21 protein-coding genes and 2 tRNA genes are annotated in these 24,536 nt (G+C 73.6%); 16 read left to right on the top strand and 7 right to left on the bottom strand.

Translation table 11 applies throughout. From position 1 onward, the window contains the following. Positions 1-17 precede the first annotated feature (17 nt). Complete coding sequence (ilvC, locus tag GA0070623_RS11760; RefSeq protein ID WP_067307040.1) at positions 18-1,031, top strand: ketol-acid reductoisomerase; 1,014 nt, start codon at positions 18-20, stop codon at positions 1,029-1,031. A gap of 1,137 nt (positions 1,032-2,168) precedes the next feature. Next, positions 2,169-3,767 carry a phosphoglycerate dehydrogenase gene (gene serA, locus GA0070623_RS11755; protein WP_067310990.1) on the top strand — a complete coding sequence of 533 codons (1,599 nt, stop codon included), beginning with the start codon at positions 2,169-2,171 and terminating at the stop codon, positions 3,765-3,767. 172 nt (positions 3,768-3,939) lie between these two features. On the opposite strand, the gene GA0070623_RS11750 is transcribed toward serA, so the two are convergent. After that, a complete protein-coding gene (locus GA0070623_RS11750) occupies positions 3,940-4,296 on the bottom strand; it encodes a hypothetical protein (protein WP_084261424.1) in 357 nt (118 codons plus the stop codon). Positions 4,297-4,653: 357 nt separating this feature from the next. Continuing rightward, positions 4,654-5,529: an FAD:protein FMN transferase gene (locus GA0070623_RS11745; protein WP_067311039.1), complete on the bottom strand. Its 876-nt coding sequence runs from the start codon at positions 5,527-5,529 to the stop codon at positions 4,654-4,656. 220 nt (positions 5,530-5,749) lie between these two features. On the opposite strand from GA0070623_RS11745, the gene GA0070623_RS11740 reads away from it, so the two are divergent. After that, positions 5,750-6,781: a 3-isopropylmalate dehydrogenase gene (locus GA0070623_RS11740; protein WP_067311043.1), complete on the top strand. Its 1,032-nt coding sequence runs from the start codon at positions 5,750-5,752 to the stop codon at positions 6,779-6,781. Between the two features lie 106 nt (positions 6,782-6,887). After that, the gene (locus GA0070623_RS11735) at positions 6,888-7,985 is read left to right on the top strand and encodes a branched-chain amino acid aminotransferase (RefSeq protein ID WP_067310997.1); all 1,098 of its coding nucleotides are present in this window, start codon (positions 6,888-6,890) and stop codon (positions 7,983-7,985) included. Positions 7,986-8,094: 109 nt separating this feature from the next. Here GA0070623_RS11735 and GA0070623_RS11730 read toward each other — a convergent pair whose 3' ends face one another. From GA0070623_RS11730 to GA0070623_RS11720, 3 genes are all read right to left on the bottom strand, one after another. Beyond that, positions 8,095-9,387, bottom strand: coding sequence for a serpin family protein (locus tag GA0070623_RS11730; protein ID WP_084261426.1), 1,293 nt, complete (start codon positions 9,385-9,387; stop codon positions 8,095-8,097). Positions 9,388-9,570: 183 nt separating this feature from the next. After that, positions 9,571-10,329 (bottom strand): tyrosine-protein phosphatase, encoded by a 759-nt coding sequence (locus tag GA0070623_RS11725; RefSeq protein WP_067311004.1) that lies wholly within the window; start codon positions 10,327-10,329, stop codon positions 9,571-9,573. Between the two features lie 110 nt (positions 10,330-10,439). Beyond that, positions 10,440-10,898 carry a hypothetical protein gene (locus GA0070623_RS11720; RefSeq protein ID WP_067311007.1) on the bottom strand — a complete coding sequence of 153 codons (459 nt, stop codon included), beginning with the start codon at positions 10,896-10,898 and terminating at the stop codon, positions 10,440-10,442. A 279-nt stretch (positions 10,899-11,177) separates the two neighbouring features. Between GA0070623_RS11720 and cimA the strand changes: the two genes are divergently transcribed. The 9 genes from cimA to GA0070623_RS11675 all read left to right on the top strand — a co-directional run bounded on the left by cimA (position 11,178) and on the right by GA0070623_RS11675 (position 20,172). After that, complete coding sequence (gene cimA / locus GA0070623_RS11715) at positions 11,178-12,776, top strand: citramalate synthase (RefSeq protein ID WP_067311010.1); 1,599 nt, start codon at positions 11,178-11,180, stop codon at positions 12,774-12,776. Between the two features lie 290 nt (positions 12,777-13,066). Then, positions 13,067-13,588: a hypothetical protein gene (locus GA0070623_RS11710; protein WP_067311012.1), complete on the top strand. Its 522-nt coding sequence runs from the start codon at positions 13,067-13,069 to the stop codon at positions 13,586-13,588. A 371-nt stretch (positions 13,589-13,959) separates the two neighbouring features. After that, positions 13,960-15,009 (top strand): AAA family ATPase, encoded by a 1,050-nt coding sequence (locus tag GA0070623_RS11705; RefSeq protein ID WP_067311016.1) that lies wholly within the window; start codon positions 13,960-13,962, stop codon positions 15,007-15,009. Continuing rightward, positions 15,006-16,013 carry a DUF58 domain-containing protein gene (locus GA0070623_RS11700; protein ID WP_231932756.1) on the top strand — a complete coding sequence of 336 codons (1,008 nt, stop codon included), beginning with the start codon at positions 15,006-15,008 and terminating at the stop codon, positions 16,011-16,013. The genes GA0070623_RS11705 and GA0070623_RS11700 overlap by 4 nt, the downstream gene beginning before the upstream one ends. Beyond that, positions 16,010-16,969: a VWA domain-containing protein gene (locus GA0070623_RS11695; RefSeq protein ID WP_067311019.1), complete on the top strand. Its 960-nt coding sequence runs from the start codon at positions 16,010-16,012 to the stop codon at positions 16,967-16,969. Before GA0070623_RS11700 ends, GA0070623_RS11695 begins: the two co-directional genes overlap by 4 nt. Before the next feature lie 53 nt (positions 16,970-17,022). Then, positions 17,023-17,886, top strand: coding sequence for a S1C family serine protease (locus tag GA0070623_RS11690; RefSeq protein WP_067311022.1), 864 nt, complete (start codon positions 17,023-17,025; stop codon positions 17,884-17,886). 137 nt (positions 17,887-18,023) lie between these two features. Next, the gene (gene arfB / locus GA0070623_RS11685; RefSeq protein ID WP_067311025.1) at positions 18,024-18,449 is read left to right on the top strand and encodes an alternative ribosome rescue aminoacyl-tRNA hydrolase ArfB; all 426 of its coding nucleotides are present in this window, start codon (positions 18,024-18,026) and stop codon (positions 18,447-18,449) included. Between the two features lie 86 nt (positions 18,450-18,535). Beyond that, positions 18,536-18,934 (top strand): DUF4180 domain-containing protein, encoded by a 399-nt coding sequence (locus GA0070623_RS11680; protein WP_067311028.1) that lies wholly within the window; start codon positions 18,536-18,538, stop codon positions 18,932-18,934. 89 nt (positions 18,935-19,023) lie between these two features. Further along, entirely contained in the window at positions 19,024-20,172 is a 1,149-nt protein-coding gene (locus GA0070623_RS11675) for a cellulose binding domain-containing protein (protein WP_067311031.1), read from the top strand. A 153-nt stretch (positions 20,173-20,325) separates the two neighbouring features. On the opposite strand, the gene GA0070623_RS11670 is transcribed toward GA0070623_RS11675, so the two are convergent. Continuing rightward, positions 20,326-21,210, bottom strand: coding sequence for a 3-methyladenine DNA glycosylase (locus GA0070623_RS11670; RefSeq protein ID WP_067311048.1), 885 nt, complete (start codon positions 21,208-21,210; stop codon positions 20,326-20,328). 63 nt (positions 21,211-21,273) lie between these two features. Beyond that, a complete protein-coding gene (locus GA0070623_RS11665; RefSeq protein ID WP_067311034.1) occupies positions 21,274-22,773 on the bottom strand; it encodes a hypothetical protein in 1,500 nt (499 codons plus the stop codon). Between the two features lie 155 nt (positions 22,774-22,928). Here GA0070623_RS11665 and GA0070623_RS11660 point away from each other — a divergent pair, with 155 nt between their 5' ends. From GA0070623_RS11660 to GA0070623_RS11650, 3 genes are all read left to right on the top strand, one after another. Further along, entirely contained in the window at positions 22,929-23,732 is an 804-nt protein-coding gene (locus GA0070623_RS11660; protein WP_084261425.1) for a fumarylacetoacetate hydrolase family protein, read from the top strand. Between the two features lie 106 nt (positions 23,733-23,838). Next, a tRNA-Gln gene (locus GA0070623_RS11655) sits at positions 23,839-23,910 on the top strand. Between the two features lie 139 nt (positions 23,911-24,049). Continuing rightward, positions 24,050-24,122: transfer RNA gene (locus GA0070623_RS11650), tRNA-Glu, on the top strand. Positions 24,123-24,536: the final 414 nt, after the last annotated feature.

Here is a 24,536-nt window from a genome sequence, read left to right as displayed (position 1 = left end):
GTACGAAAGGGAAGTCAATGAGCGTTGAGGTGTACTACGACGACGACGCCGACCTGGGCCTGATCCAGGGCCGCAAGGTCGCCGTGATCGGGTACGGCAGCCAGGGCCACGCCCACGCGTTGTCGCTGCGCGACTCCGGTGTCGACGTGGTGATCGGCCTGCCGGCGGGCTCCAAGAGCCGCCCGAAGGCCGAGGAGCAGGGCCTGCGGGTGCTCACCCCGGCCGAGGCGTCGGCCGAGGCGGACGTGATCATGATCCTGGCGCCGGACACCGCCCAGCGGACCATCTACGCCGAGTCGATCGCGCCCAACCTCGCCCCGGGCAAGGCGATCTTCTTCGGTCACGGCTTCAACATCCGGTACGGCCTGATCACCCCGCCGGCCGACGTGGACGTGGCGATGGTCGCCCCGAAGGGCCCCGGTCACCTGGTCCGCCGCCAGTACGTCGACGGCAAGGGCGTGCCCTGCCTGGTCGCCGTCGAGCAGGACGCCAGCGGCAACGCCTTCCCGCTCGCCCTGGCGTACGCCAAGGGCATCGGCGGCACCCGCGCCGGCGCGATCAGGACCACCTTCACCGAGGAGACCGAGACCGACCTCTTCGGCGAGCAGGCGGTCCTCTGCGGCGGCGCGGCGGCCCTGGTACAGACCGGTTTCGAGGTGCTCACCGAGGCGGGCTACGCCCCCGAGGTGGCCTACTTCGAGTGCCTGCACGAGCTGAAGCTCATCGTCGACCTGATGTACGAGGGCGGCATCGCCCGGATGCGGTACAGCATCTCCGACACCGCCGAGTACGGCGACCTGTCCCGGGGCCCGCGCGTGGTCGACTCCCGGGTCAAGGAGGAGATGCGCAAGATCCTCGGTGAGATCCAGTCCGGCGAGTTCGCCCGCGAGTGGGTGGCCGAGGACGACGCCGGTCGGCCGAACTTCGCCAAGTGGCGGGCCGAGGGCGCGGCGCACCCGATCGAGGAGACCGGGCAGAAGCTGCGCTCCATGATGAGCTGGGTGGACCGCCCGCTCACCGAGACGGCCTGATCCACCCGCCGCGCCGACTCCCGGTAGGCACCCGGTAGGCACCCGGCGGGCCGAGCCCCTGGCTGGGCGCTCGGCCCGCTGGGCATCCGCCCGGTGCTCGCTCACTGGCCACCCCGCGGTGCTCGCGCCCCGCTGGGCATCCGCCTGCTGAGCCCTCGGCGCGTTGAGCCTGCCGCGGGTTGGATACGCGGCGGCGCGTTGAGCCTGCCGCGGGTTGGATACGCGGCGGCGCGTTGAGCCTGCGGCGGGTCGGGTGCGCGGCGCGTTGAGCCTGCCGCGGGATGGGCGGTTGGCGGGCTGCTCTGGTCGTCGCCTTCGTCGGGCGCGTGTCGCGGCTGACCATTATCCCGGGAGAGAGCGGTATGCCTGACAGGCATATTTATGCCTGTCAGGCATACCGCTCTCTGTGTAACCAGGGGTGAGCGGCCGTCGCAGCGCACCGCACGTGTCCGTGGCCGCAAGGTTCCGCATGGCCGCATAACGCATGTCGCACATGCTGTAGGGCGGTAAGGCTCCGTATGACGGCACGCACTGCGTGGCCGCATGTACCGGCATACCGGACGGGCCCGCGATGGGCGCACGTGCTGCGTGGCCCGCGTGCCGCCCAGGCTGCGTGGCCCGCGTGCCGCCCAGGCTGCGTGGCCCGCGTGCCGCCCAGGCTGCGTGGCCCGCGTGCCGCCCAGGCTGCGTGGCCCGCGTGCCGCGTTGCCGCCCATACTGCGTGCCGCTCGTGCCGCTCGTGCCGGGCGTGCGCTCGTGCCGGGTGTGCCGCGTGCCGCACGGGTCCGCGTGGCCGCGCGGGCCGCGCACATGGGCGGTCACGGTGGCGGGTGCATCGGGCACGTGCGCCGTGCGCAGGGCCTGGTTCACCTGGCGGGACGGGGTGATCGATGCCTCACCGGCCCCGGCGCGCCCGCGCCGCGCGTCGACGGGCCGGATGAACGGCGGATGACCGGCGTGCGACAACGCTGTGTGAGGGCGCTCACCCCGTACTCCGGGGCATGCCGACCGGGGCGGCCCCTACCATCCTTGGTGGGGTGCGTGACCGGCACCTGACGGCCATGGCTCGGATCGGCGCAGGGCGCATCGCGGCGCCCGGTCGCCCCGGCCGACCTAAGACGACGTCTACGAGGACCGATGAATCCTGTCGTACTGATCGCCGAAGAACTCGCTCCCGCCGCCATCGAGGTGCTCGCGCACGACTTCGACGTGCGCCACGTCGACGGCACCGACCGTCCCGCCCTGCTCTCCGCGCTGGCGGAGGCCGACGCGGTGATCGTGCGCAGTGCCACGCAGATCGACGCCGAGGCGATCTCCGCCGCGCCGCGCCTGAAGGTGGTCGCCCGGGCCGGCGTCGGGCTGGACAACGTCGAGGTCCCGGCCGCGACCGCACGGGGTGTCATGGTCGTCAACGCCCCCACCTCCAACATCGTCTCCGCCGCCGAGCAGGCCGTCGCGCTGTTGCTCGCCGTCGCGCGGAACACCGCCAGCGCCAGCGCCGCGCTCAAGGCCGGCGAGTGGAAGCGGTCCAAGTACACCGGCGTCGAGTTGCAGGGCAAGACCGTCGGCGTGGTCGGCCTCGGCCGGATCGGCGTGCTGTTCGCGTCCCGGATCGCCGCCTTCGGCACCCGGCTGATCGCGTACGACCCCTACATCCAGCCGGCCCGCGCCGCCCAGCTCGGCGTCCGCCTGGTGGGGCTGGAGGAGCTGCTGCGGGAGGCCGACTTCATCTCCATCCACCTGCCGAAGACGCCGGAGACGGTCGGCCTGATCGGCGAGAAGGAGCTGGCGATCGTCAAGCCGGGCGTCCGGATCGTCAACGCCGCCCGCGGTGGCCTGGTCGACGAGCAGGCGCTGGCCGACGCGATCGCCGAGGGCCGGGTCGCCGGCGCCGGCGTCGACGTGTACGCCAAGGAGCCGTGCACCTCCTCGCCGCTGTTCGCCTTCGACAACGTGGTGGCCACCCCGCACCTGGGCGCCTCCACCCACGAGGCGCAGGACAAGGCCGGGCTGGCCGTGGCCAAGAGCGTCAAGCTGGCGTTGCAGGGCGAGTTCGTGCCGGACGCGGTGAACGTGCAGGCCGGCGGCGTCGTCGCCGAGGACGTCCGGCCGCTGCTGCCGCTGGCCGAGAAGCTGGGCCGGGCGTTCACCGCGGTGGCCGGCGGGGTGGCCGCCAGCGTCACCGTCGAGGTACGCGGCGAGATCGTCAACCACGACGTGTCGGTGCTCAAGCTCGCCGCCACCAAGGGGCTGTTCAGCTCGGTGGTCGAGGAGCAGGTGACCTACGTCAACGCGCCGCACCTGGCCGCGGAGCGGGGCGTCGAGGTGGCCCTGGTCACCCAGGCCGAGACGGCCGACCACCCGAACCTGGTCACGGTGCGGGGCGCGCTGCCCGACGGCCGCACGGTCAGCGTCTCCGGCACGGTCGCCCACACCGGCGCCCGGGACGTCCTCAAGCTCACCGAGGTGGACGGGTTCGACGTGGAGATCGGCGCGGAGGGCATCCTGCTCTTCCTGCGCTACGCCGACCGGCCCGGTGTGGTCGGCACCGTCGGCACGCTGCTCGGCGAGGCCGGCATCAACATCGCCGCCATGCAGGTGGCCCGTCGGGAGGCCGGCGGCGAGACGCTGATGACCCTCACCGTCGACCAGGCGCTCGGCGCGGACCTGCTCACCTCGGCGGCCGACTCGATCGGGGCGACCGCCGCCAGCGCGGCGGACCTGCGCGACGAGTAGCCCCACCGCACCGCTTACGGAAGGACCCGACCGACCCGGTCGGGTCCTTCCGTCGTCCACAGCCGACGACCGGGGCCGTCGGGGCCAGCTGGCGGCCCGGGGCCGTCGGGGCCAGCTGGCGGCCCGGGGCCGTCGGGGCCAGCAGGTCAGCGGGCGGCGCGGGGACCTCGGGTCAGCGGGTTACCCGGGACGGCGGCGGGTAGACCGAGCCGTCCTGCGGATCGAAGAGCATGAGGTCGTACTCGCCGGCCAGCCGCTCGATGTCCAGCAGCACCTGGTCCGGGCAGGTCGGGACGAGGTTCAGGGCCACGTGGTCGGCGGCGGCGTGCAGCGGCGAGACCTCCCACGGTGTGCCCTGGTGGGCGGGCCGGTCGGGATAGGAGGCGGTGAGGGCGCGGTAGAAGCCGACCACCCGGGGATCCGGATACCGGTCGCCGTGCTGCCCCTCGCGGCACCGTTGCACCGCCGACCGGACGTCCTCCGGCGTGGCCCCGTCGTGGAGGGCCCACACGCTCAGATCGAAACTCACGGCGGACAGCGTGCCATCACGCGTTCACCCGGGCGACACTGCCCCGCCGTGCTGACCGCGGGTGGTCGGGAGTGTCCGGTGGATACCGTCCGCTGTGGAGCCTCTTGCGTCGAGTTGCGTCGATTCGCTACCGTACCGGTGCGGTCACCGGAACATCGAGGCAGCGGCCCGTCTTCGGGTGACGAGGTCGACCGTCCGATCGGCCGGTCCGCACCCCTCGAATGCGCGAGCCACGCGCACTCGTCGTTGACCGGCCCCCACGGTCGTTGCCGAGACCGTGGGGGCCGATCGCCGGCCCGTCGACCGCGCCACCCCGTGGACCCCCTCCACAGGTCGGCCGACGCGCCGCGGCGCCGCTCAGCGGCGCCGGTGGGCGAAGAGAGCCTGATACGCCGAGTCGGCGCGGAACCACGACAGCCCCACCGGCCCGGCCGCGTACAACGCGGTCGCGTAGGCGTCGGCCACGGCCAGGTCCGGGCCGACGACGGTCGCGGCGACCAGCTGCCCGGCCGGTTCCCCGCTGTGCGGGTCGACCACGTGCCCCTGCCGGCCGCTCACCCCGGAGGTGCCCACCGCGCCGGCCGTCATCTCCAGCACCAGCGGGGCGCGTCGACCGTCGGTCGGGTGGTGCACGGCCACCCGCCAGGGGCCGCCGTGCGCGGCGTGTCCCCGTACCGTCAGGTCGGCGCCGGAGAGCACCGCGTAGTCGGTGATGCCGGCGGCGCGCAACCGGGTCGCGGCCCGCTCCACCGCCCAGCCGTTGAGCAGGCCGCCGGGGTCGAATCCGCCGGGGACGGCCCAGGCGTCGAACCAGCCGTCGGTGGCGGCCCGCATGGCCGCGCACCGGTCGACCAGGTCGGTCAGCGGCGGGTACGACTCGGGGCTGATCTCCCCGCGCCGCAGCCGGGACACCAGGCTCTCCGGCCGGTTCGGTCCGTAGGTGAGGTCGATGGCCCGCAGCTCGGCGACGGCGTCGCGCAGCGCGTCGCCGACCGTCCGGCGGCCCAGCTCCTCCGGAGCGTTGAGCAGGAGGGAGTACTCGGCGGTGCCGGTCCGGACGCGGTGCTGCACGGCGATCCGGCCGCCGGGCGCGTCACCGGGCCGGTCGACGCGGTGGCTGCGGGCGCCCAGGCGCAGGTCGGGTCGACGCCGGGAGAACGTCGCCTGGTCCACCCAGCGGGTGCGCGGTTGCGCGTCCAGTCGGCCTGGCCCCTGCTGCTGCTCGGTCCGCATCATCCTGCTCCTTCACGACGGTGCCGCGGCGTCGCGGCCGGTCCGTCGCGGGCCCTGCGGCCCGTCGATGATGAGGACCCTAGGCAGTGGAGATGACCGCACCATGAATGCTGCCTGGGAGCCTGCTGAGCGTTTGTGCTTCCCAGATCATGGAAGGCCCGTACCGGGAGCCGGGACGGCGACGTACCGTTCTCGGCAACGGACGAGGTGAGGAGTGCGGGTGGCGAGGATCGCGGTGGTGGCCGGGGACGGGATCGGACCCGAGGTGGTCGCGCAGGCCCTCAAGGTCCTCGACGCCGTGCTCCCCGGCGTCGAGGCGACGGAGTACGACCTGGGCGCGGCGCGGTACCACCGTACCGGTGAGGTGCTGCCCGACTCCGTGCTGACCGAGCTGGCCGGTCACGACGCCATCCTGCTCGGCGCGGTCGGCGACCCGACCGTGCCGCCCGGCGTGCTGGAGCGCGGCCTGCTGCTGAAGCTCCGCTTCGCCTTCGACCAGTACGTCAACCTGCGTCCGTCCCGGCTCTGGCCCGGGGTGGCCGGGCCGCTGGCCACCGTGAAGCCGGGCGAGGTCGACCTGGTCGTCGTCCGGGAGGGCACCGAGGGCCTCTACGCCGGGGCCGGGGGCAGCCTGCACCGGGACACCCCGGCCGAGGTGGCCACCGAGGAGAGCCTGAACACCCGGCACGGGGTGGAGCGGGTCGTCCGGGACGCGTTCGCCCGCGCCGGCCGGCGGGAACGCCGCAAGGTCACCCTGGTCCACAAGACCAACGTGCTGACCCACGCCGGGTCGCTGTGGGCGCGGACGTTCGCGGCCGTCGCCGCCGAGCACCCCGACGTCGACACCGAGTACCAGCACGTCGACGCCGCCGCGATGTTCCTGGTCACCCAGCCCCAGCGGTACGACGTGGTGGTGACCGACAACCTCTTCGGTGACATCCTCACCGACATCGCCGCCGCGGTGACCGGCGGGATCGGCCTCGCGGCCAGCGGCTGTATCAACCCCACCGGGGCGTACCCGTCGATGTTCGAGCCGGTGCACGGCTCGGCGCCGGACATCGCCGGCAAGGGGGTCGCCGACCCGGTGGCCGCCGTGCTCTCCGCCGCGCTCCTGCTCGACCAGCTCGGCCACCCGGACGCCGCCGCCCGGGTGACCGGCGCGGTCGCCGCGGAGCTGGCCGCCCGGACGCCGGGTGCGCCGTTGCGCACCGACGAGGTGGGGGACCGGCTCGCCGCCCAGGCGGTGGCCTGATCCCACCCGGGCGGAGCTACCCGCTGAACGACCGTTCGGGTAGGTTTCTGGCATCAGCTCGGTGCGCGGTCCCCGCGCGCCGTCCAATCGCAGGGAGGTCAGCGCGATGAGCGGTGGTGACATGCTCGATTTCGAGATCCGTCCGAATAGCGCGCCGGTATCCGCCGTCGAGCGGGCCGCCCTGCTGGCCAACCCCGGGTTCGGCCAGGTCTTCACCGACCACATGGTGACGATCCGGTACGCCGACGGCAAGGGCTGGTACGACCCCCGGGTCGAGGCCCGCGCGCCGATCCCGATGGACCCGGCCAGTGCCGTCCTGCACTACGCGCAGGAGATCTTCGAGGGGCTGAAGGCGTACCGGACGGCCGACGGGTCGGTCACCATGTTCCGCCCGGAGGCGAACGCGGCCCGGTTCGTCGAGTCCGCCCGGCGGATGGCCATGCCGGAGCTGCCGGCGGAGCTGTTCGTCGAGTCGCTGCACCGGCTGGTCGAGATCGACCGGGAGTGGATCCCCGAGGCCGCCGACGCCAGCCTCTACCTGCGGCCCTTCATGTTCGCCAGCGAGGTCTTCCTCGGGGTCCGCCCCGCCAAGGAGTACCTCTACTGCGTCATCGCCTCGCCGGCCGGCGCGTACTTCGCCGGCGGCGTCAAGCCGGTCACGGTCTGGGTCTCCCCGGACTACACCCGGGCCGCCCCCGGCGGGACCGGCGCGGCCAAGTGCGGCGGCAACTACGCCGCGTCGCTCTCCGCGCAGGCGGAGGCGATCGAGGCCGACTGCGACCAGGTGGTCTTCCTGGACGCGGTGGAGCGTCGCTACGTCGAGGAACTGGGCGGCATGAACGTGTTCTTCGTCTACGACGACGGCACCGTGGTCACCCCGCCGCTGAACGGCACGATCCTGCCCGGCATCACCCGGGACGCACTGCTCTCCCTCGCCACCGCCGCCGGGCACCAGGTGGTGGAGCGCCCGATCAGCTTCGCCGAGTGGCAGGCCGACGCGGAGAGCGGCCGGCTGCGCGAGGTCTTCGCCTGCGGCACCGCCGCGGTGATCACCCCGATCGGCCGGGTGCGCTTCCCCGGGGGCGAGTTCGTGATCGGCGGTGGCGAGGCGGGACGCTCCACCACCGCGCTGCGGGAGCGGCTGGTGGCGATCCAGCGCGGCGAGGCCCCCGACCCGCAGGGCTGGGTCCGACGCATCCTCTGACGGTCGCCCGTCGCCCGTCGGTGGCGACGGCCGGCGGTTCGCCGTCGGCTGTCGCCGGCCCCTGCCCGGCCGGGCGCGTAGCCGATGGTGTCGACCGCGCGCGGTCGGGTCAGGCCGGGCCGGTGGCCAGCGGGTCGTGGAGCCGGCCGATGAACAGCGGTACGCCGGTGGGCCGGTCGTGGATGACGTACAGGAACGGCCGGTCGACGAAGAACTGCGGCCCCTGCGGGATCGACGGTGGTCGGATGATGACGGCCGACGCGGCGGCGGCCTCGGTGCCCTTCTCGTCCACCGCGATGAAGGTCTCGTGCGCGACGTTGCCGATGCGCAGGGCCGGTTCGGTGCTCATGGCGCTGAAGTCGGCCTCCGGGGTGAATGCCGTGGGCATGCCGAGGCCGCCCAGCGCGGCACCCAGGTCGGCCGGTAGGCGGAACGTCCACCGGGGCAGACGTAGCTGGACGTCGATGGTCTGGAACCCGGTCAGCACCGCGCCCAGCCACGTCGCATCGAGGTTGGCCTCGACCGCCGCGAGACCGCCCCGGGTCGGCATGACGACGGCCATGGCGAGCCCGTCGCCGGCGTACGGCACGTCGACCGCGCGCCACCCGTCGCCTTCGAGGTAGCCCATCCGGTCGAACGGCCCGCGCATGACCGGGACGTGGACGACGGTGCCGTCGTCCCGGGTGAACGGTTCCACCGCGGTGGCGGTGGCGGTGAACGGGTACTTCCAGGCGGCCTTGAGGTAGGTCGTGTTGGTCAGCACCAGGCTGCTGTCGGGGCTCACGACACCGGGCCGCAACAGCTCCGGGATCCTCGCGGCGGTCCGGTCGGACACCCAGGTGTTGATCTCCTGGCGGGCCGCCTCCGGCGTGCCACGGAAGTCGACCGGGTGCGGCGCGGCACCGTAGTAGCCGGCCAGGGTGTCCCGGAACCCGGGCCGCAGGCTGAGGTCGAGCCGCGTCCACAGGGCGTTGGCCGTGGTCAGCCGTGCCTGCCTGGTGCCGTCGCCGTCCTGGTAACGGCCGGCGAGCGTCTGGTCGAGGGTGTTGAGCCCGCTGTCGAGCGCGCGGGGTCGCGGATACGGCGCGTGGAGCACCGTGTCCATCTCGTCCGCCGTGGTCGAGCCGGCACCCGCCCTGGTCATCGCGAGCGCGAGCCCCACCGAGTACGGCGCGCACACCACGTTGCCGCCGGCGTGGCTCGACGCCAGCGTGCGGTAGAGGTCGGCCGTGAAGCCGCGGACGGCGGTCGCGGCGGGCTGCGTCGTCGCCGGCTCGGGCGGTACGCGTACCGGTTCCGTCGACGTGGACGGCGCGCCGGGCCGACCGGGGCGGCCGGGGGCGGCGGCAAGTGCGGCGGCGGCGAGGGGGACCGCCCGCAGGACCGATCGACGCGAGACCATGTTTCGACAGTAGAGCAGTTCCATGGAGGAAAGCCAGTTGGAACGGCATAATTAATCGAAGTTTGTCGATGTCGGTATCTCGCGCGTGGTAGGAGCACCCGGTCGGCGGGACATCCCCGGGGCCGCGACGTCGAACCACCGCCTCCCCGTCGTGCGGGGTCCGGCTGTTCGATCGGGGTGCGGCTACTCCGGTGGGGCGTGCCGCTCCAGCAGGTGGTCGCGGAGGGCGGCGAGCTGGGCGTCGGTGACCCCGGCGTGCCGCAGGTAGTCCTCGATCGACCCGTGCCGCTGGCGGAGTTCGTCGAGGAAGAGCGCCATCGCCTCGGCGGGAGAGCCCAGGAACGGCGCGGGCGGCTTCTGAGCGTCCGGCATGGCCTCCGCCAACCAGGCGCTGAACCGTTCGGACGCCTCGGTGCTCAGCGCGTAGTCCTCGGCGATCTGCTCGTCGTCGACGCCGAGCACCGCCAGGGTCAGCGCGCAGACGATGCCGGTGCGGTCCTTGCCCGCGACGCAGTGCACCAGGACCGGCGCGTTGGCGCTGTCGGCGATCAGGCCGACCGCCTCGGCCAACCCGGCGGTGCCGGTCTCGGCGAGGTCGGCGTACCGGTCGGCGAGGTAGCGGGCCAGACTGGTGTCCGGCTCGTGCGCCCGTAGCCCCCACTCGGCGTGCTCGGGGTGGATGTGCCGGTAGGCCAGCCCGTCCAGGTCGGGCACCCGGCCGTCCCGGTCCACCTCGGACGGGCGACGCAGGTCGATCACGGTACGGATGCCGAGGGCGGCGAAGGCCTCCCGGTCGGTGCCGTCGATCCGGTGCGGAGAGTCCGACCGGTAGAGCCGGCCCCAACGGACGACACGACCGTCCCGGCCGGGGTAGCCGCCGACGTCGCGGAAGTTGAACATCGCGGAGAACGGGATGCGGCGGCTGTCCTCGATGGGGTTCATCCGGACACGGTAACGGTCGGCGGGGCGTGTCCGCGCCCCCACCGACCGTGCTCTGTACGCCCGGATCCGGGTGCTCTGCGCGCCTGGACCCGGGTGCCCTCCGCGCCCGGCTACCGGGCGGTGCCGGGGGGCAGGTTGCCGTAGCTGTCGTCGTAGTAGCCGCCCAGCCTGTCCCGGTAGGCCGGGTCGCCGTGGCTGGTCTCGTCGTACTCGGGAGCGGCCTTGATCTGGTCCCGGGTGCGGTCGACGTGGACCTTGCGGTCGTCGTGGTCGACCTGGGCGACGGTGCCGGCGGGGAGCATCACCTTCCTGCCGAAGATCCACGGTCCGGTGTCCACGACCAGGTAGCTGCCGCCCACCTCGTGGCTGGCCCCGTCGATCCGGCCGATGCCGCCGTCGGTGGCCTCGACCTGGTAGCCGACCAGGTCGACGTCGGCGACCCCGGCCTCGTCGCGGTAGCTCCACGGGTTGAACGCCCCGCCCGGGGCGCCGCCGGCGATCGCCCCCTGCCCGTCGTCGACGATCGGGTCGGTGCTGCCGTGGGCGGAGTGCGGGTCGAGCCGGTCCATGGGAGCTCCTGCCTCGGCTGTCGTCGTCGCTGTCGCTGGCGGGGAAAGTGCCTGCTGTCCGCACCCGGGTACCCGGGTGTGCCGCCGCGCACACCCGTCCCGACATGTGGATTCTGCCTCCCAGAACCGGGAGCGGGTGGCAGAGTGGCGACCGTGACCAGCTCCGCCCGCATTATTGGCAGCTAGCGCGCCGGCCCACCCCTCTGCCGAGCGCGCAGACCTCCCGCATCCGCGGGGGGTCTTTTTGTTGCTCGCCAAGATCCGATGAAGGGACTCTCGATGACGTTCCAGGTCTACGACACCACGCTGCGCGACGGCGCCCAGCGCGAGGGGCTCAGCTACTCGGTGGTCGACAAGCTCGCGGTGGCCCGGCTGCTCGACGAGTTCGGTGTCGGCTTCATCGAGGGCGGGTGGCCGGGTGCCGTACCGAAGGACACCGAGTTCTTCCGCCGGGCCCGCACCGAGCTGCCCCTGCGGCACGCCCTGCTGGTCGCCTTCGGCGCGACCCGCAAGGCCGGGGTGGCCGTCGCCGACGACCCGCAGGTCCGCGCGTTGCTCGACGCGCAGACCCCGGCCGTCGCCCTGGTCGCCAAGGCCGACATCCGGCACGTCGAACGCGCGCTGCGCACCACCGGCGCGGAGAACCTGGCGATGGTCCGGGACACCGTCGCCCACCTGGTCGCCGAGGGACGACGGGTCTTCGTCGACGGCGAGCACTTCTTCGACGGGTTCCGGCACGACCCGGCGTACACCGCCTCGGTGGTCGAGACCGCGCTCGCGGCGGGGGCCGAGCGGTTCGTGCTCTGCGACACCAACGGCGGGATGCTGCCGTCCCGGGTGACCGCCGCGATCACCGACCTGACCGCGCGGACCGGGATCGCCCCGGAGTCGTTCGGCATGCACGCCCAGAACGACACCGCCTGCGCGGTGGCCAACACGGTCGCGGCCGTCGAGGCCGGGGTCCGGCACGTCCAGGGCACCGCCAACGGGTACGGCGAGCGCCCCGGCAACGCCGATCTCTTCGCCGTGGTGGCCAACCTCCAACTCAAGCTCGGGCTGCCCGTCCTACCCGACGGCTGCCTGGAACAGATGGTGCGGGTCTCGCACGCCATCGCCGAGATCGCCAACATCGCCCCCGACACCCACCAGGCGTACGCCGGGGCCGCCGCCTTCGCCCACAAGGCGGGGCTGCACGCGAGTGCGATCAAGGTCGACCCGTTGCTCTACAACCACGTGGACCCGTCGGTGGTGGGCAACGACATGCGGATCCTGGTGACCGAGATGGCCGGCCGGGCCAGCATCGAGCTGAAGAGCCGCGAGCTGGGTCTTGACCTGGCCGGCCATCCGGACGCCGTGTCGAAGGTGACCGCCCGGGTCAAGGAGCTGGAGGCGGGTGGCTGGTCGTTCGAGGCCGCCGACGCCTCGTTCGAGCTGCTGGTCCGCTCCGAGCTGCCGGACGCCGCCCCGGCGCGGCCGTTCACGCTGGAGTCGTACCGGGTGCTGGTCGAGCACCGGGAGGACGGCGCGGTGGTCTCCGAGGCCACCGTGAAGATCCGGGTACGCGGTGAGCGGGTGATCGCCACCGCCGAGGGCAACGGCCCGGTCAACGCCCTCGACGAGGCGCTGCGGGTCGGGATGTCCAAGCACTATCCGGAGCTGCGGCACTTCGAGCTGGCCGACTACAAGGTACGCATCCTGGAGGGCACCCACGGCACCGGCGCGGTGACCCGGGTGCTGGTGGAGACCGCCGACGGCACCGGCCGGGACTGGACCACCGTGGGGGTGCACCCCAACGTGGTCGAGGCGTCCTGGCACGCGTTGGTCGACGCCCTCACCTACGGCCTCGACCAGGCGGCCGTCTCCAACGGCCATTCATGAATGGTCGGGCCTTCACCTTTCGCAATTTCCAGAATCGTTTTCCGGATAGCGAAACGCAATGATCAACTATTGACGGTCCCCTTTTGGCGGTGTTACGTTCCTCGTGGTTGAGGCGCCACAACGGAGCGTAGTAATCCCTGCTCAGGCCGGGTATTTGGGGTTGGTTGACAGACCATTCGGCCCCGGCGGGGCTATCTGCTCCCGCCTTTTCCGGCTTGCCCGCAGTAACCATCCGGCCCACCGAACGGCGGGTCGGCCGTATCGCCACGGTCACAAAAGGGAGACCTGTCATGGCCACATTCTTCAGGCGTAAGGCGGCGGCGGTGACGCTCGGCGTCCTGGCGCTCACCCTGGCCGGCGGCGGGATCGCCGCCGCACAACCGGCGACCAAGGCCCCGGCCGAGGTGGCTCAGCCGGGTGCCCGGCTGGCCGGTGCCACCGGTCAGCCGCCGGTGACGGCAGCCGAAGCCAAGCAGGCCCGTGCGGCGCTGAAGGCCGCGCTCGCCCCGCCGGCCTCGGGCTCGGTCGCCTGGGCGGTCGTCGCCAGCGACGGCACCCTGCTCCAGCACTCGGCGAACGTCGTGTCGTCGACCAGGTACGGCACCGGGCAGTACCAGGTGCTGCTCGACTACAGCGTGGTCGGCAAGGCGTTCCAGGCCACCATCGGCACGAACGACCAGTTCAACGTGCCGCCGGCCGGCGAGATCTCGGTCGCCCCGCGCAACCAGACCCCGAACGGCGTCTTCATCCAGACGTACAGCTCCGGCGGCTCGGTATCCAGCAAGCCGTTCCACCTGTTCGTCGCCAACTGACGCCCGGCCGCGTCGACGGTGCCGGCCCCCGTTCCGGGGGTCGGCACCGTCCGTCGTGGAGTCCCCGGCACCGCCGGTGACCGCCCCCCCCGGCGGCCGGCCGTCGTCGTCGGCGGTGGCCCCAGGCCGCTCCCCGGCGGCGGTGGCCCCAGGGCGCTCCCCGGCGGCGGTGGCCCCGGGCCGCCGTCGATGGCAGTGGTCCCGGGCCGCCGCTCCGCACCCCGACCCGGGTCGATGGACCGGGCGGGGGCGAACGGCCGGAACGAGGTTGCCGCCCGAACGGGCGGGTCGTCCCGGTCCGGTGGGGAAAGGGCCTGCCAGGGACGGAATTTCCGACGTTTGCCTGCCCACCGGCCCGGGAAGCAAGCACCGTGACGGACATCTCGGACACCCTGGCCAGCCTGCCCAGCGCGGTCGAAGCCGATGCGGCGGGCGCGGAGTTGGAACAGACCCTCTTCGAGGTCAGACGCGTGATCGTCGGGCAGGACCGGCTGGTCGAACGACTGCTCACCGCACTGATCGCCGACGGGCACTGCCTCCTGGAAGGGGTGCCCGGCGTCGCCAAGACACTGGCCGCGCAGACCCTGGCCACCGTCGTCGGCGGCACCTTCACCCGGATCCAGTTCACCCCCGACCTGGTCCCCTCCGACATCGTCGGCACCCGGATCTACCGCGCCTCGACCGAGAGCTTCGACGTCGAACTCGGCCCGATCATGGCCAACCTGGTGCTCGCCGACGAGATCAACCGGGCCCCGGCCAAGGTCCAGTCGGCGCTGCTGGAGGCGATGGCCGAGCGGCAGGTGACCATCGGCGGGCGGAGCTGGCCGGTGCCGGAGCCCTTCCTGGTGCTGGCCACCCAGAACCCGATCGAGTCCGAGGGGGTGTACCAGCTTCCCGAGGCACAACGCGACCGCTTCCTCATGAAGGTCGTCGTCGACTACCCGGGCGACGCCGACGAGCTGGCCATCCTCTACCGGATGAGCAGCGACCGGCCCCGCCCGCGCCGGGTGCTCGACCCGGTCCGGCTGCGCGACTACCAGCGCCGGGCCGCCCACGTCTTCGTGCACCACGCGCTCGCCGAGTACGTGGTCCGGCTGATCCTGGCCACCCGCGACCCCGCCCGCTTCGGGCTGCCGGAGGTCGCCCCGCTGCTGGCGTACGGGGCCAGCCCCCGGGCCACCCTCGGCCTGGTCGCCGCCGCCCGTGCCCAGGCGCTGCTGCGGGGCCGCGAGTACGTGCTTCCCGAGGACGTCCGCGAACTCGCGGTCGACGTGCTCGCCCACCGGCTGGTGCTCTCCTTCGACGCGGTGGCCGACGGGGTGTCCGCCGAGGCGGTGGTGCACCGGCTGGTCCAGGCGGTGCCGCCACCGGTGCTCGCCACCGGCCACCCCGAGTACGCGCCCGTCCTGGGGGCGGCGTGAGACCGCCGACCACCTCCGTGCCGACGACCTCCGTTCCGGCCGACCCGACGCTGGCCGACCTCGCCCCCGCACAGCGGCTGCGCCGGCTCGAACTCACCGTCACCCGCCGGCTCGACGGGCTGCTCCAGGGCCAGCTGCGCGGCCTGCTGCCCGGCCCCGGCAGCGAACTCGCCGGCAGCCGCGAGTACCGCCCCGGCGAGGACGAGGTACGCCGGATGGACTGGGCGGTGACCGCCCGGACCACCGTCCCGCACGTCCGCGAGGTCGACGCCGACCGCGAGTTGACCACCTGGCTGCTGGTCGACGCCAGCCCCAGCATGGAGTACGGCACCGCCGAGCTGGACAAACGGGAACTCTCGGTGGCCGCCGTCGCCGCAGTCGGCTTCCTGACCGCCGGGACCGGCAACCGGCTCGGCGCACTGGTGCTCGGCACCGACGGGCTGCGCCGGTTCCCGGCCCGCTCCGGGCGTACCCATCTGCTGCGGCTGCTCCGCGCGTTGCTGCACGCCCCCCGGGCGGACGTCGGTGCCCCGCCAACCGGCCCCGACCTGGCGGGGGCCTTCACGGCGGTGCCCCGGGTCGCCGTGCGGCGGGGGCTGGTGGTGGTGGTCTCCGACTTCCTCGACGGGCTCCCCGACGAGGACGACGCCCAGCCCCCCTGGGAGCCGGCGCTGCGCCGGCTCGCCGCCCGGCACCAGGTGCTCGCGGTCGAGATCACCGACCCGCGTGAGTGGGAACTGCCCGACGTCGGCCTGGTCACCCTGGTCGACCCGGAGAGCGGCCGGTGCCGCGAGGTGTGGACCGGGGATCCGGAGCTGCGCCGCCGGTACGCCGGTGCCGCCGCCGCGCAACGCGCCCAGGTGGCCCGGGTGCTGCGCCGCAGCGGGGCCGGGCACCTGGCGTTGCGGACCGACCGGGACTGGACCGCCGACATCGTGCGGCACGTGTACGCCCAACGCCGGCTGGCCACCGCGTCCGCCGCCACCCGGGGCGGTGTCGCGTGAACTGGCAGTCACCGCTGCGGCTCCTGCTGCTGCTCGGGGTGGCCGCGCTGGCCGCCGCCTACCTGCTGGCCCAGCGCCGACGCAGCCGGTACGCCGTCCGCTTCACCAACCTGCGGCTGCTCGACCGGGTCGCCCCGCAGCGACCGGCCTGGCGGCGGCACGTGCCCGCCGGTCTGTTCCTGGCCATGCTGGCGCTGCTGGTGGTGGGCTTCGCCCGGCCCACCGCCGAGGTGCGGGTGCCCCGGGAGCGGGCCACCGTGATGGTCGCCGTGGACGTCTCCACCTCGATGCTCGCCACCGACGTGGAACCGGACCGGCTGACCGCCGCCAAGGAGGCCGCCCGGACGTTCGTCGACGGGCTGCCGGACGAGTTCAACGTGGGGCTGGTCGCGTTCGCCGGCAGCGCGGCGGTGCTGGTGCCGCCGAGCACCGACCGGGGTGCCCTGCACGATGGGATCGACCGGCTCGCCGAGGGGATCACCGGGGTCCAGGGCACCGCCATCGGCGAGGCGATCAGCGCCTCCCTCGGCGCGGTCAAGAGCCTCGACGAGAAGGCGGCCAAGCAGCCGCCGCCGGCCCGGGTCATCCTGCTCTCCGACGGGGCGAACACCTCCGGCGCGGACCCGATGGAGGCGGCCTCGGCGGCCGTCGCGGCGAAGGTGCCGGTGCACACCATCTCGTTCGGCACCCCGGGCGGGTTCGTCGACCGGGGTGGCCGGCCGATCCAGGTGCCGGTCGACGGGCAGACCCTCCGGGCGGTCGCCGACGAGACCGGGGGCGGCTTCCACGAGGCGGGCAGCAGCGCCGAACTGCGCGACGTCTACGAGGACATCGGCTCCTCGGTCGGCTACCGCAAGGAACGTCAGGACATCTCCGCCCGGTTCATCGGGCTCGGGCTGGTCTTCGCCATGGGGGCGGCGGCCGGATCGATGCGCTGGTTCTCCCGCCTCCCCTGAGGCGGGGACGGCGTGGCCCCTGTCCGTCGCAGCGCACAGTGAGGAGCGGACGTATGGCAGTACAGACCGGTCTGGGGGAGCCCCGGGGCCCCTGGTTCCTCTCACCCGACCTGGGACCGGACGGCCGGCACCGGTGGGACGTGCCGGGGCCGGGGGAGGACCCGTCCCGACGACGGTGGCGGGGCCGGTTGTGGACCGCCGCCGCGGTGGTCGCCCTCTCCACCGTCTCCGGCGCGGCGGCCGGTGGCTGGGTGGCCGGTCAGGACGGGGCCGGGTCGACGGCGGCCTCCGCCGCCCCGGTGCCGGCTGAGCTGGTCACCGCCGCCCAGAAGACCGTGCCGGGGGTGGTGTCCGTGCTGGTCGGCGGGGGTGCCGCCGGGCGGTCGGCGACCGGCTCCGGCTTCGCCATCGACAACGAGCAGCACATCGTCACCAACGACCACATCCTGGCCAAGGGGGGTGGGGGCGCGGTGACCGTGGAGATGCCGGACGGTCGCCGGTACGCCGCCGACGTGGTAGGCCGCGAACCCGGCAGCGACCTGGCGGTGCTCAAGGTGCCGTCGGCCGCCGGGCTGGCCCCGTTGCCGCTGGCCAAGCCCCGGTCCACCCGGGTCGGCGAGCCGGTGCTCGCGGTCGGTTCGCCGCTCGGCCTGGCCGGCACGGTGACCGCCGGGATCGTGAGCGCCCTGAACCGGCAGGTACGGCTGGGCACCAGCCGGCGCAGCGCGGTGCAGACCGACGCGTCGATCAACCCGGGCAACTCCGGTGGGCCGCTGGTCAACGCCCGGGGCGAGGTGGTCGGGGTGAACACCGCGATCGCCACCATCGACGGCAGCGGCTCGATCGGCATCGGCTTCGCCATCCCCATCGACCAGGTGCAGCAGACCGCCGACACCATCATCGGCAAGGGGGGCTGAGCCCTCGCGGTCGGCTGCGGCGGCCCGCGCCCCCGGTGACCGCGCCGGGGCCTCGGCGCCCCCCGCGCGGGTGTGGTGGCCCCGGCCCGGCGGCGACCGCGCCGCGCGGCGTCGGCCGGGGGCGTTAGCCTCGCGGGGTGGACGACGGACTGCGGGTGACCGACCGGTGGACAGTGCCCGCCGCCGAGCTGCGGGAACGGTTCTCCCGCTCGTCCGGCCCCGGCGGGCAGGGGGTCAACACCACCGACTCCCGGGTCGAGCTGAGCTTCGACCTGGCCGGCACCAGCGGGTTGCCTCCGGCGCTGCGGGAACGGGCGCTGGAGCGGCTCGCCGGCCGGCTGGTCGACGGGGTGCTCACCATCGCCGCCAGCGAGCACCGTGCGCAGTTGGCCAACCGGGAGGCGGCCCGGGAGCGGCTGGCCGCGTTGCTGCGCGAAGCCGTCGCCCCGCCGCCGCCACCCCGCCGGCCCACCCGCCCCTCGCGCGGTGCCAAGGAACGCCGCCTGGCCGACAAGAAACGCCAGTCGCAGCGCAAGCGGGACCGGCGGGCCGACGGGGACTGACCCGCGCCGCCCGGATCCGTGCCACCCCTGCGGCGCACCCGGCAAACCGCACCCGGGTCGGGTCCGGCCTGCCTACGCTGGCGGGCATGTCCACCGACACCCTGGTCACCCTCGCCGGCCGTACCGTGCTCGCCTGCGCTCCGGACGGGCCGAGGATCTGCGGCGGCGACGACGCCACCGACGTGATCGGCGCGGCGCTGGGCCACGGGGTCGAGCTGGTGGTGCTGCCGGTGCGCCGGCTCGCCGTCGAGTTCTTCACGCTGCGTACCGGGGTGGCGGGGGAGGTGGTGCAGAAGTTCGCCAACTACCGGCTCCGGCTGGTCGTGCTGGGCGACATCGCCGGGCACGTCACGCGGAGCACCACCCTGCGGGACTTCGTCGTCGAGGCCGACCGGGGCGGCCAGCTCTGGTTCGTCGACACCCTGGCGGCGCTGGAGGAGCGGCTGCGCGTCGAAACGCTTCGCCAGGATGCGGGAGGGCGTTGAGTCGCGGCCACCCGGTCTGCTGAGATGTGGGTGGGAGCAACCGGGCCGTCACCGACCGCACGCCGTCACGTGACAGGAGTCCCCTCAGCATGCTCCGAAAGCCGTTCCTCTCCGCCCTGCTCGCCGCGCTCGCGGCCGTCCCCCTCACCCTGCTCGTCGGGTTGGTCGCCGCTCCGGCGGCCCGGCCCGCCGCGGCCACCCCACTGCGGGTGATGCCCCTCGGCGACTCGATCACCGGCTCGCCCGGCTGCTGGCGGTCCATCCTCTGGAACCGTCTCCAGTCCACCGGACACACCAACGTGGACTTCGTCGGCACCCTCGGTCCGCAGGGCTGCGGCCAGCCGTACGACGGGGACAACGAGGGCCACGGCGGTTACCTGGTGACCAACGTGGCCAACCAGAACCTGCTGCCCGGCTGGCTCGCCGCCACCCACCCCGACATCGTGTTGATGCACTTCGGCACCAACGACGTGTGGAGCAACATCGCGCCGGCCACCATCCTCACCGCGTACTCGAGGCTGGTCGACCAGATGCGGGCCAGCAACCCGGCGATGCGGATCATCGTCGCCAAGATCATCCCGATGGCCCCGTCGAGCTGCGCCGAGTGCGGGCAGCGGGCGGTCGCCCTGAACGCCGTGATCGACGGCTGGGCCGCGGGGAAGACCACCGCCGCGTCGCCGATCGTGGTGGTCGACCAGTGGACCGGCTTCAGCACCACCACCGACACCTACGACGGGGTGCACCCCAACGCGGCCGGCGACCAGAAGATGTCCGACCGGTGGTACCCGGCGCTGGTGGCCGCGCTCGACGGCACCACCCCGACCAGCACCCCGACGGGCAGCCCCACCACCTCACCCACCCCGACACCGAGCCCCACGGTCAGCCCCACCGGGTCGCCCACGGTGGACCCGCCGACCACCTCGCCGCCCGCCGGGGTGGCCTGCACCGCCAGCTACCGGATCACCAACCAGTGGCAGGGCGGGCACCAGGGCGAGGTGACAGTGCGCAGCACCGGCGCCGCGCGCACCACCGGCTGGCGGGTCACCTTCACCCTGCCCGCCGGGCAGCAGATCACCCAGACCTGGAACGCCGAGCTGACCCAGACCGGCAGCGCGGTCACCGCCCGGAACGTGGGCTGGAACGGCGCGCTCGCCCCGGCGGCCGAGGCCACCTTCGGGTTCCTCGGCACCAACACCGGCACCGCCACCGCCCCGACGGCGACCTGCACCGCCAGTTGACCGGTCCACCCATTCGCCGAAGAACACCCGCAAGATCGTGCTGAATCCACGAAGTAGTGGCCTCCCGGACGACGGAGGCCACTACTTCGTGGTTCGAGCGTGATCATGCAGGAGACGGGCGGACAGCCGGCAGTCGAGGCGTGCGTCGGACGGTCAGCTGTGGACGGTCCCGGCGAGGTCCAGAGCGGCCAGCAGCCGGGCACGGAGCACGGCGGCCTGCCCGGCGAAGTCGCGTTGCGCCGCCGCGTACTCGGCCCGCCCCTCGGGGGTCTCCACCCGGACCGGGGGATAGCCGAGGGCGGCCAGATCGTACGGGCTGGCCCGCATGTCCAGCGCCCGGATCCGCCGGGCCAGCGCGAAACAGTCCGCGACCAGCTCCGAGGCGACCAGCGGGGAGAGCTTGTACGCCCACTTGTAGAGGTCCATGTTGGCGTGCAGGCAACCCGGCTGCTCCAGCGCGTGCTGGGTCTCCCGGGTCGGCTGGAGCACGTTCAGCGGCCGGGCCGGTACGGTGAAGAACCGGAACGCGTCGAAGTGGCTGCACCGGACGCCCCGGTCCCGTACCACCTCGGCGGTGCGTTCCGGGCTGAGCCGCAGCGGCCAGGCGTTGTGCCGGACCTCCTCCTGGGTCTGCCGGTAGACCATCGCCCACTCGTGCATCCCGAAGCAGCCCAGATGCGCCGGTCGCCCGGCCGTCGCCGCCAGCAGGTCCCGGATCCAGACGATCGACTCGGCGCGTCGGCCGCGTACCCGGTCGGTGGCGAGGGTGACCCCGGCGGGGTCGGCGCGGTAGTCGGGGCCGAACTCGGCCGGGTCGGCGTCGCGCAGCAGCACGCCGACGCCCGGGTGCCAACGGCGCAGCTGCGCCGGCCGGTACGAGTAGTAGGTGAAGAGGAAGTCCTCCACCGGGTGCCGGCCGCCGGTGCGGCGACGGGCCAGGTGCGGGTCCAGCCAGGCGGCCACCCGCGCCTGGTGGGCGGCCCGCCGGGCCTGCCAGTCAGCCGCGTCGAGGGCGGCGGGAACGAGGGCGGCGGTCACCCCCTCAGGGTACGACCGCCGCCCGGTCACCCCGTCGGGACACGACCGCCGCCCGTCGGCGGATCAGGGCACGGCCACCCGGACCCCGGCGGAGAACACCCCGCTGCGCAGCTCCAACTGCTTCGGCTTCTGCATCCCGTGCACGGTGAAGACCAGCGGCAGTACCACCCGGCTGCCCGCCGAGACCGGCTCGGCGAAGACGTCCCGGCCCAGGTTCGCCAGCCGGGTGGCGTCCTCGTCGGTGCTGACCCAGGTCCCGCCCGGCAGGTACGCCCGCTGGAGCTGGCCGTGCCAGCTCTGCTGCTCCGGGGTGACGTTGCGCACCCCCACGGTGGCCTGGCACCGCTGGCTCGCCGCCTGCGCGGTGGCGCAGGCCACCCGGTAGACGGTGAACTCGAACGCCTTCTCCCGCAGCGGGGTGCCGACGGACCCGGTCATGGTGGTACCCGTCCACGCCCCGGCGGTCGGCTGCTTGCTGGTGTCGATCGCGGCGACCTGCCGGGTGGCCGTCCAGGCGGCCACCGAGACCACCCCGGCCAGCACGGTCGCGGCGACCCCCACCACCAGCCACACCGACGGGCTGCGGGGCCGCCCGGGTCGTCCCGGCGTGGCGGGTCGCGGATACACCGTCCCGCCGCCCGGGGCCGCCGGCCCACCGACGTACGGCGTGGTGCCGGCCGCCGTCGGGGCGGTGCCGCTCGGCGCGATGCCGCTGACCCGCCGCCGGGCCCGCAGCCGCCACCAGAGCCCACCGACGAGCAGCGCCAGCACCACCAGGGCCGCGCCGAGCAGGATCAGGGGCTGCCGCCAGACCGGCGTCGCGGGCACCGCGGCCTCGGGGGCCGCCGCGCCGCGCCAGGTGGCGGTCGCGCAGTCGTACGGCTGGTCGCCGTCCCTGGTGTAGGCGCAGGCCGGCGCGGTCAGCTCCTGGCCGGGCGCGGTGGCGGCCAGGGCGGTGTCGAGGGTCCGGGTCGCCCCGGCCGGTACGACGAGCCGCCAGGTGACCTCCCCGCCGCCGGAGGAGCCGCGCGGCCGGGTGGCGAGACCGCCCGCGCTGACCGCGGTGGTCGACGTGTTGGCCGGCAGCTCCTGCCGCACCATGGTCTGCACCGCCGAGCCGCCGGTGTTGCGGACCAGGATCCGGTAGCCGGGCACCGCGGTCGCGGCGGGTGCCACGGCGACGGTGAGCTGCGGTGTCGGCCGGGGCACACCCGGGTTGCCGGCGGTGGTCATTCCCGGGGCGGGTACCGACGGGGTGACCGGGATCACCGCGCCGCTGGCCGCCACCCCGGGCGCGGCCGTCGCGGCCCGGTGCGGGGCCGCGACCCCGACCGGCGCTGCCCTCGCCGGTTCCGCCGCTGCTGTCGGCCCAACCGGTGTTGCCGCCGCCGGCGCCGTCGTCGGGTCCGGCGCTCTTGCCGGTGTCGCCGTTGCCGCCGCCGGTGTCGTCGTTGCGGTCGCCGGGTTCGCCCCGGGACCGGGCAGCGCCGGTACGGCGGCGAGAATGCCCAGGCAGTTCACGAAGACCGCGAGGACCCTGTGGTGTCGTCTCGATGCAGGCATACCAACGAACCTCCGACGCCGACGCTAGGGGCGCGGACCCTCCGCCCGGGTACGAAGCGCCGAATCCCGCCCGCAGCGGCGACCGGTGCCCTAAGCTGCGCCGACGATCGCCCGGCGGCCGACGGGGCGGGCCGTCGTGGGGATAGATTGGCCGGGTGCGTATCGCTCGTTTCGCTCATGCCAAGGGAATGTCGTTCGGAGTCGTCGAGGGGGAGGCGGAGGGCGGGCCACAGGGTCTGACCATCGCCGAGATCGAGGGCCACCCGTTCGGGCAGCTCCAGTTCTCCGGTGCCCGCTGGGCACTGCCCGACGTACGGCTGCTTTCGCCGATCCTGCCCAGCAAGGTGGTCTGTGTCGGGCGTAACTACGCCGAGCACGCCGCCGAGCACGGCAGCGAGGTGCCGACGGAGCCGTTGCTCTTCCTCAAGCCGTCCACCTCGGTGATCGGCCCCCGGGACGCGATCCGGCTGCCGGTCTTCAGCAAGCAGGTCGAGCACGAGGCCGAGCTGGCCGTGGTGATCGGGGCACCCGGGGCACGCCGGGTCGACCGGGCCACCGCCGCTCGGGCCATCTTCGGCTACACCTGCGCCAACGACGTGACCGCCCGGGATCTCCAGCGGTCCGACGGGCAGTGGACCCGAGCCAAGGGTTTCGACTCGTTCTGCCCCCTCGGCCCCTGGATCACCACCGACGTCGACGTCACCGACCTGGAGGTCCGCTGCGAGGTGGGCCGCAACCCGGACGAGATGGAGGTACGCCAGCTCGGCCGGACCAAGGACATGGTGTTCGACGTGCCGGCCCTGGTGTCGTACATCTCGCACGTGATGACGCTGCTCCCCGGGGACGTGGTGCTGACCGGCACCCCGGCCGGGGTTAGTCCGCTCACCGATGGGGATACGGTCACCGTACGGATCGAAGGGATCGGCGAACTCACCAACTCGGTGGTGCCGGTCGGCTGACCGTCCGAAACCCTGTTTCCGCAGCTCAAGGGCGGTTTGGGGGGATCGGATTTGGCCTGTTGGCGCGGGGAGGGTAAAGTTCCATCCCGGCGCCGCAAGGGGCCAATGGGGTATGGGGTAATTGGCAGCCCAACTGATTCTGGTTCAGTTAGTCTAGGTTCGAGTCCTGGTACCCCAGCGCAACCACGGGTTCACCCGAATCCGTGGACGCTGGATTCTGACGGAGTTCCGCTCCCTCCCCGCACGGGGTAGAAGTCGATCTCTGATAGAGTGCAGCTTCCCCGCCCTGCCGGGTGGGGAAGCACAAGCTATGTTCTGGCCCCGTCGTCTAGTGGCCCAGGACGCCGCCCTCTCAAGGCGGTAGCGCCGGTTCGAATCCGGTCGGGGCTACAACGCTGACAGCCCGTCCCACTCGGTTGGGGCGGGCTTCTTCGTGTCCGACGTGCTCCCCGTCACGAGACGCCCTGCCCTCCCGGAGCGCGCCCGGTGCCGCCCGTTGCGGTGCTCCGTCGAGATGTTTCCCTCGCGGTACCGCCTTGTCGTACTGTGCGCCGGCAAGGTGCTTCCCCGTGGTGCTCCCCGGCGCGGCGCTTCTTCGCGGTGCCCCCGGCGCGGTGTGGTCGGGGTGCCTCCACGTGGTGTTGCCCGTTGCGGTGCGGTCGGGGGCGTTCCCTCGTGGTATTGCCCGTTGCGGTGCGGTCGGGGGCGTTCCCTCGTGGTGTTGCCCGTGATGGTGCGGTCGGGGGCCTTCCCTCGCGGCGTTCCCCGTCGCGCGGTGCTTCCCGTCGGTGGTGCGCCGCCGCC

This window comes from Micromonospora rifamycinica, assembly GCF_900090265.1.
Lineage (GTDB): Bacteria > Actinomycetota > Actinomycetes > Mycobacteriales > Micromonosporaceae > Micromonospora > Micromonospora rifamycinica.
This window is presented reverse-complemented; position numbering and strand designations above follow the sequence as displayed.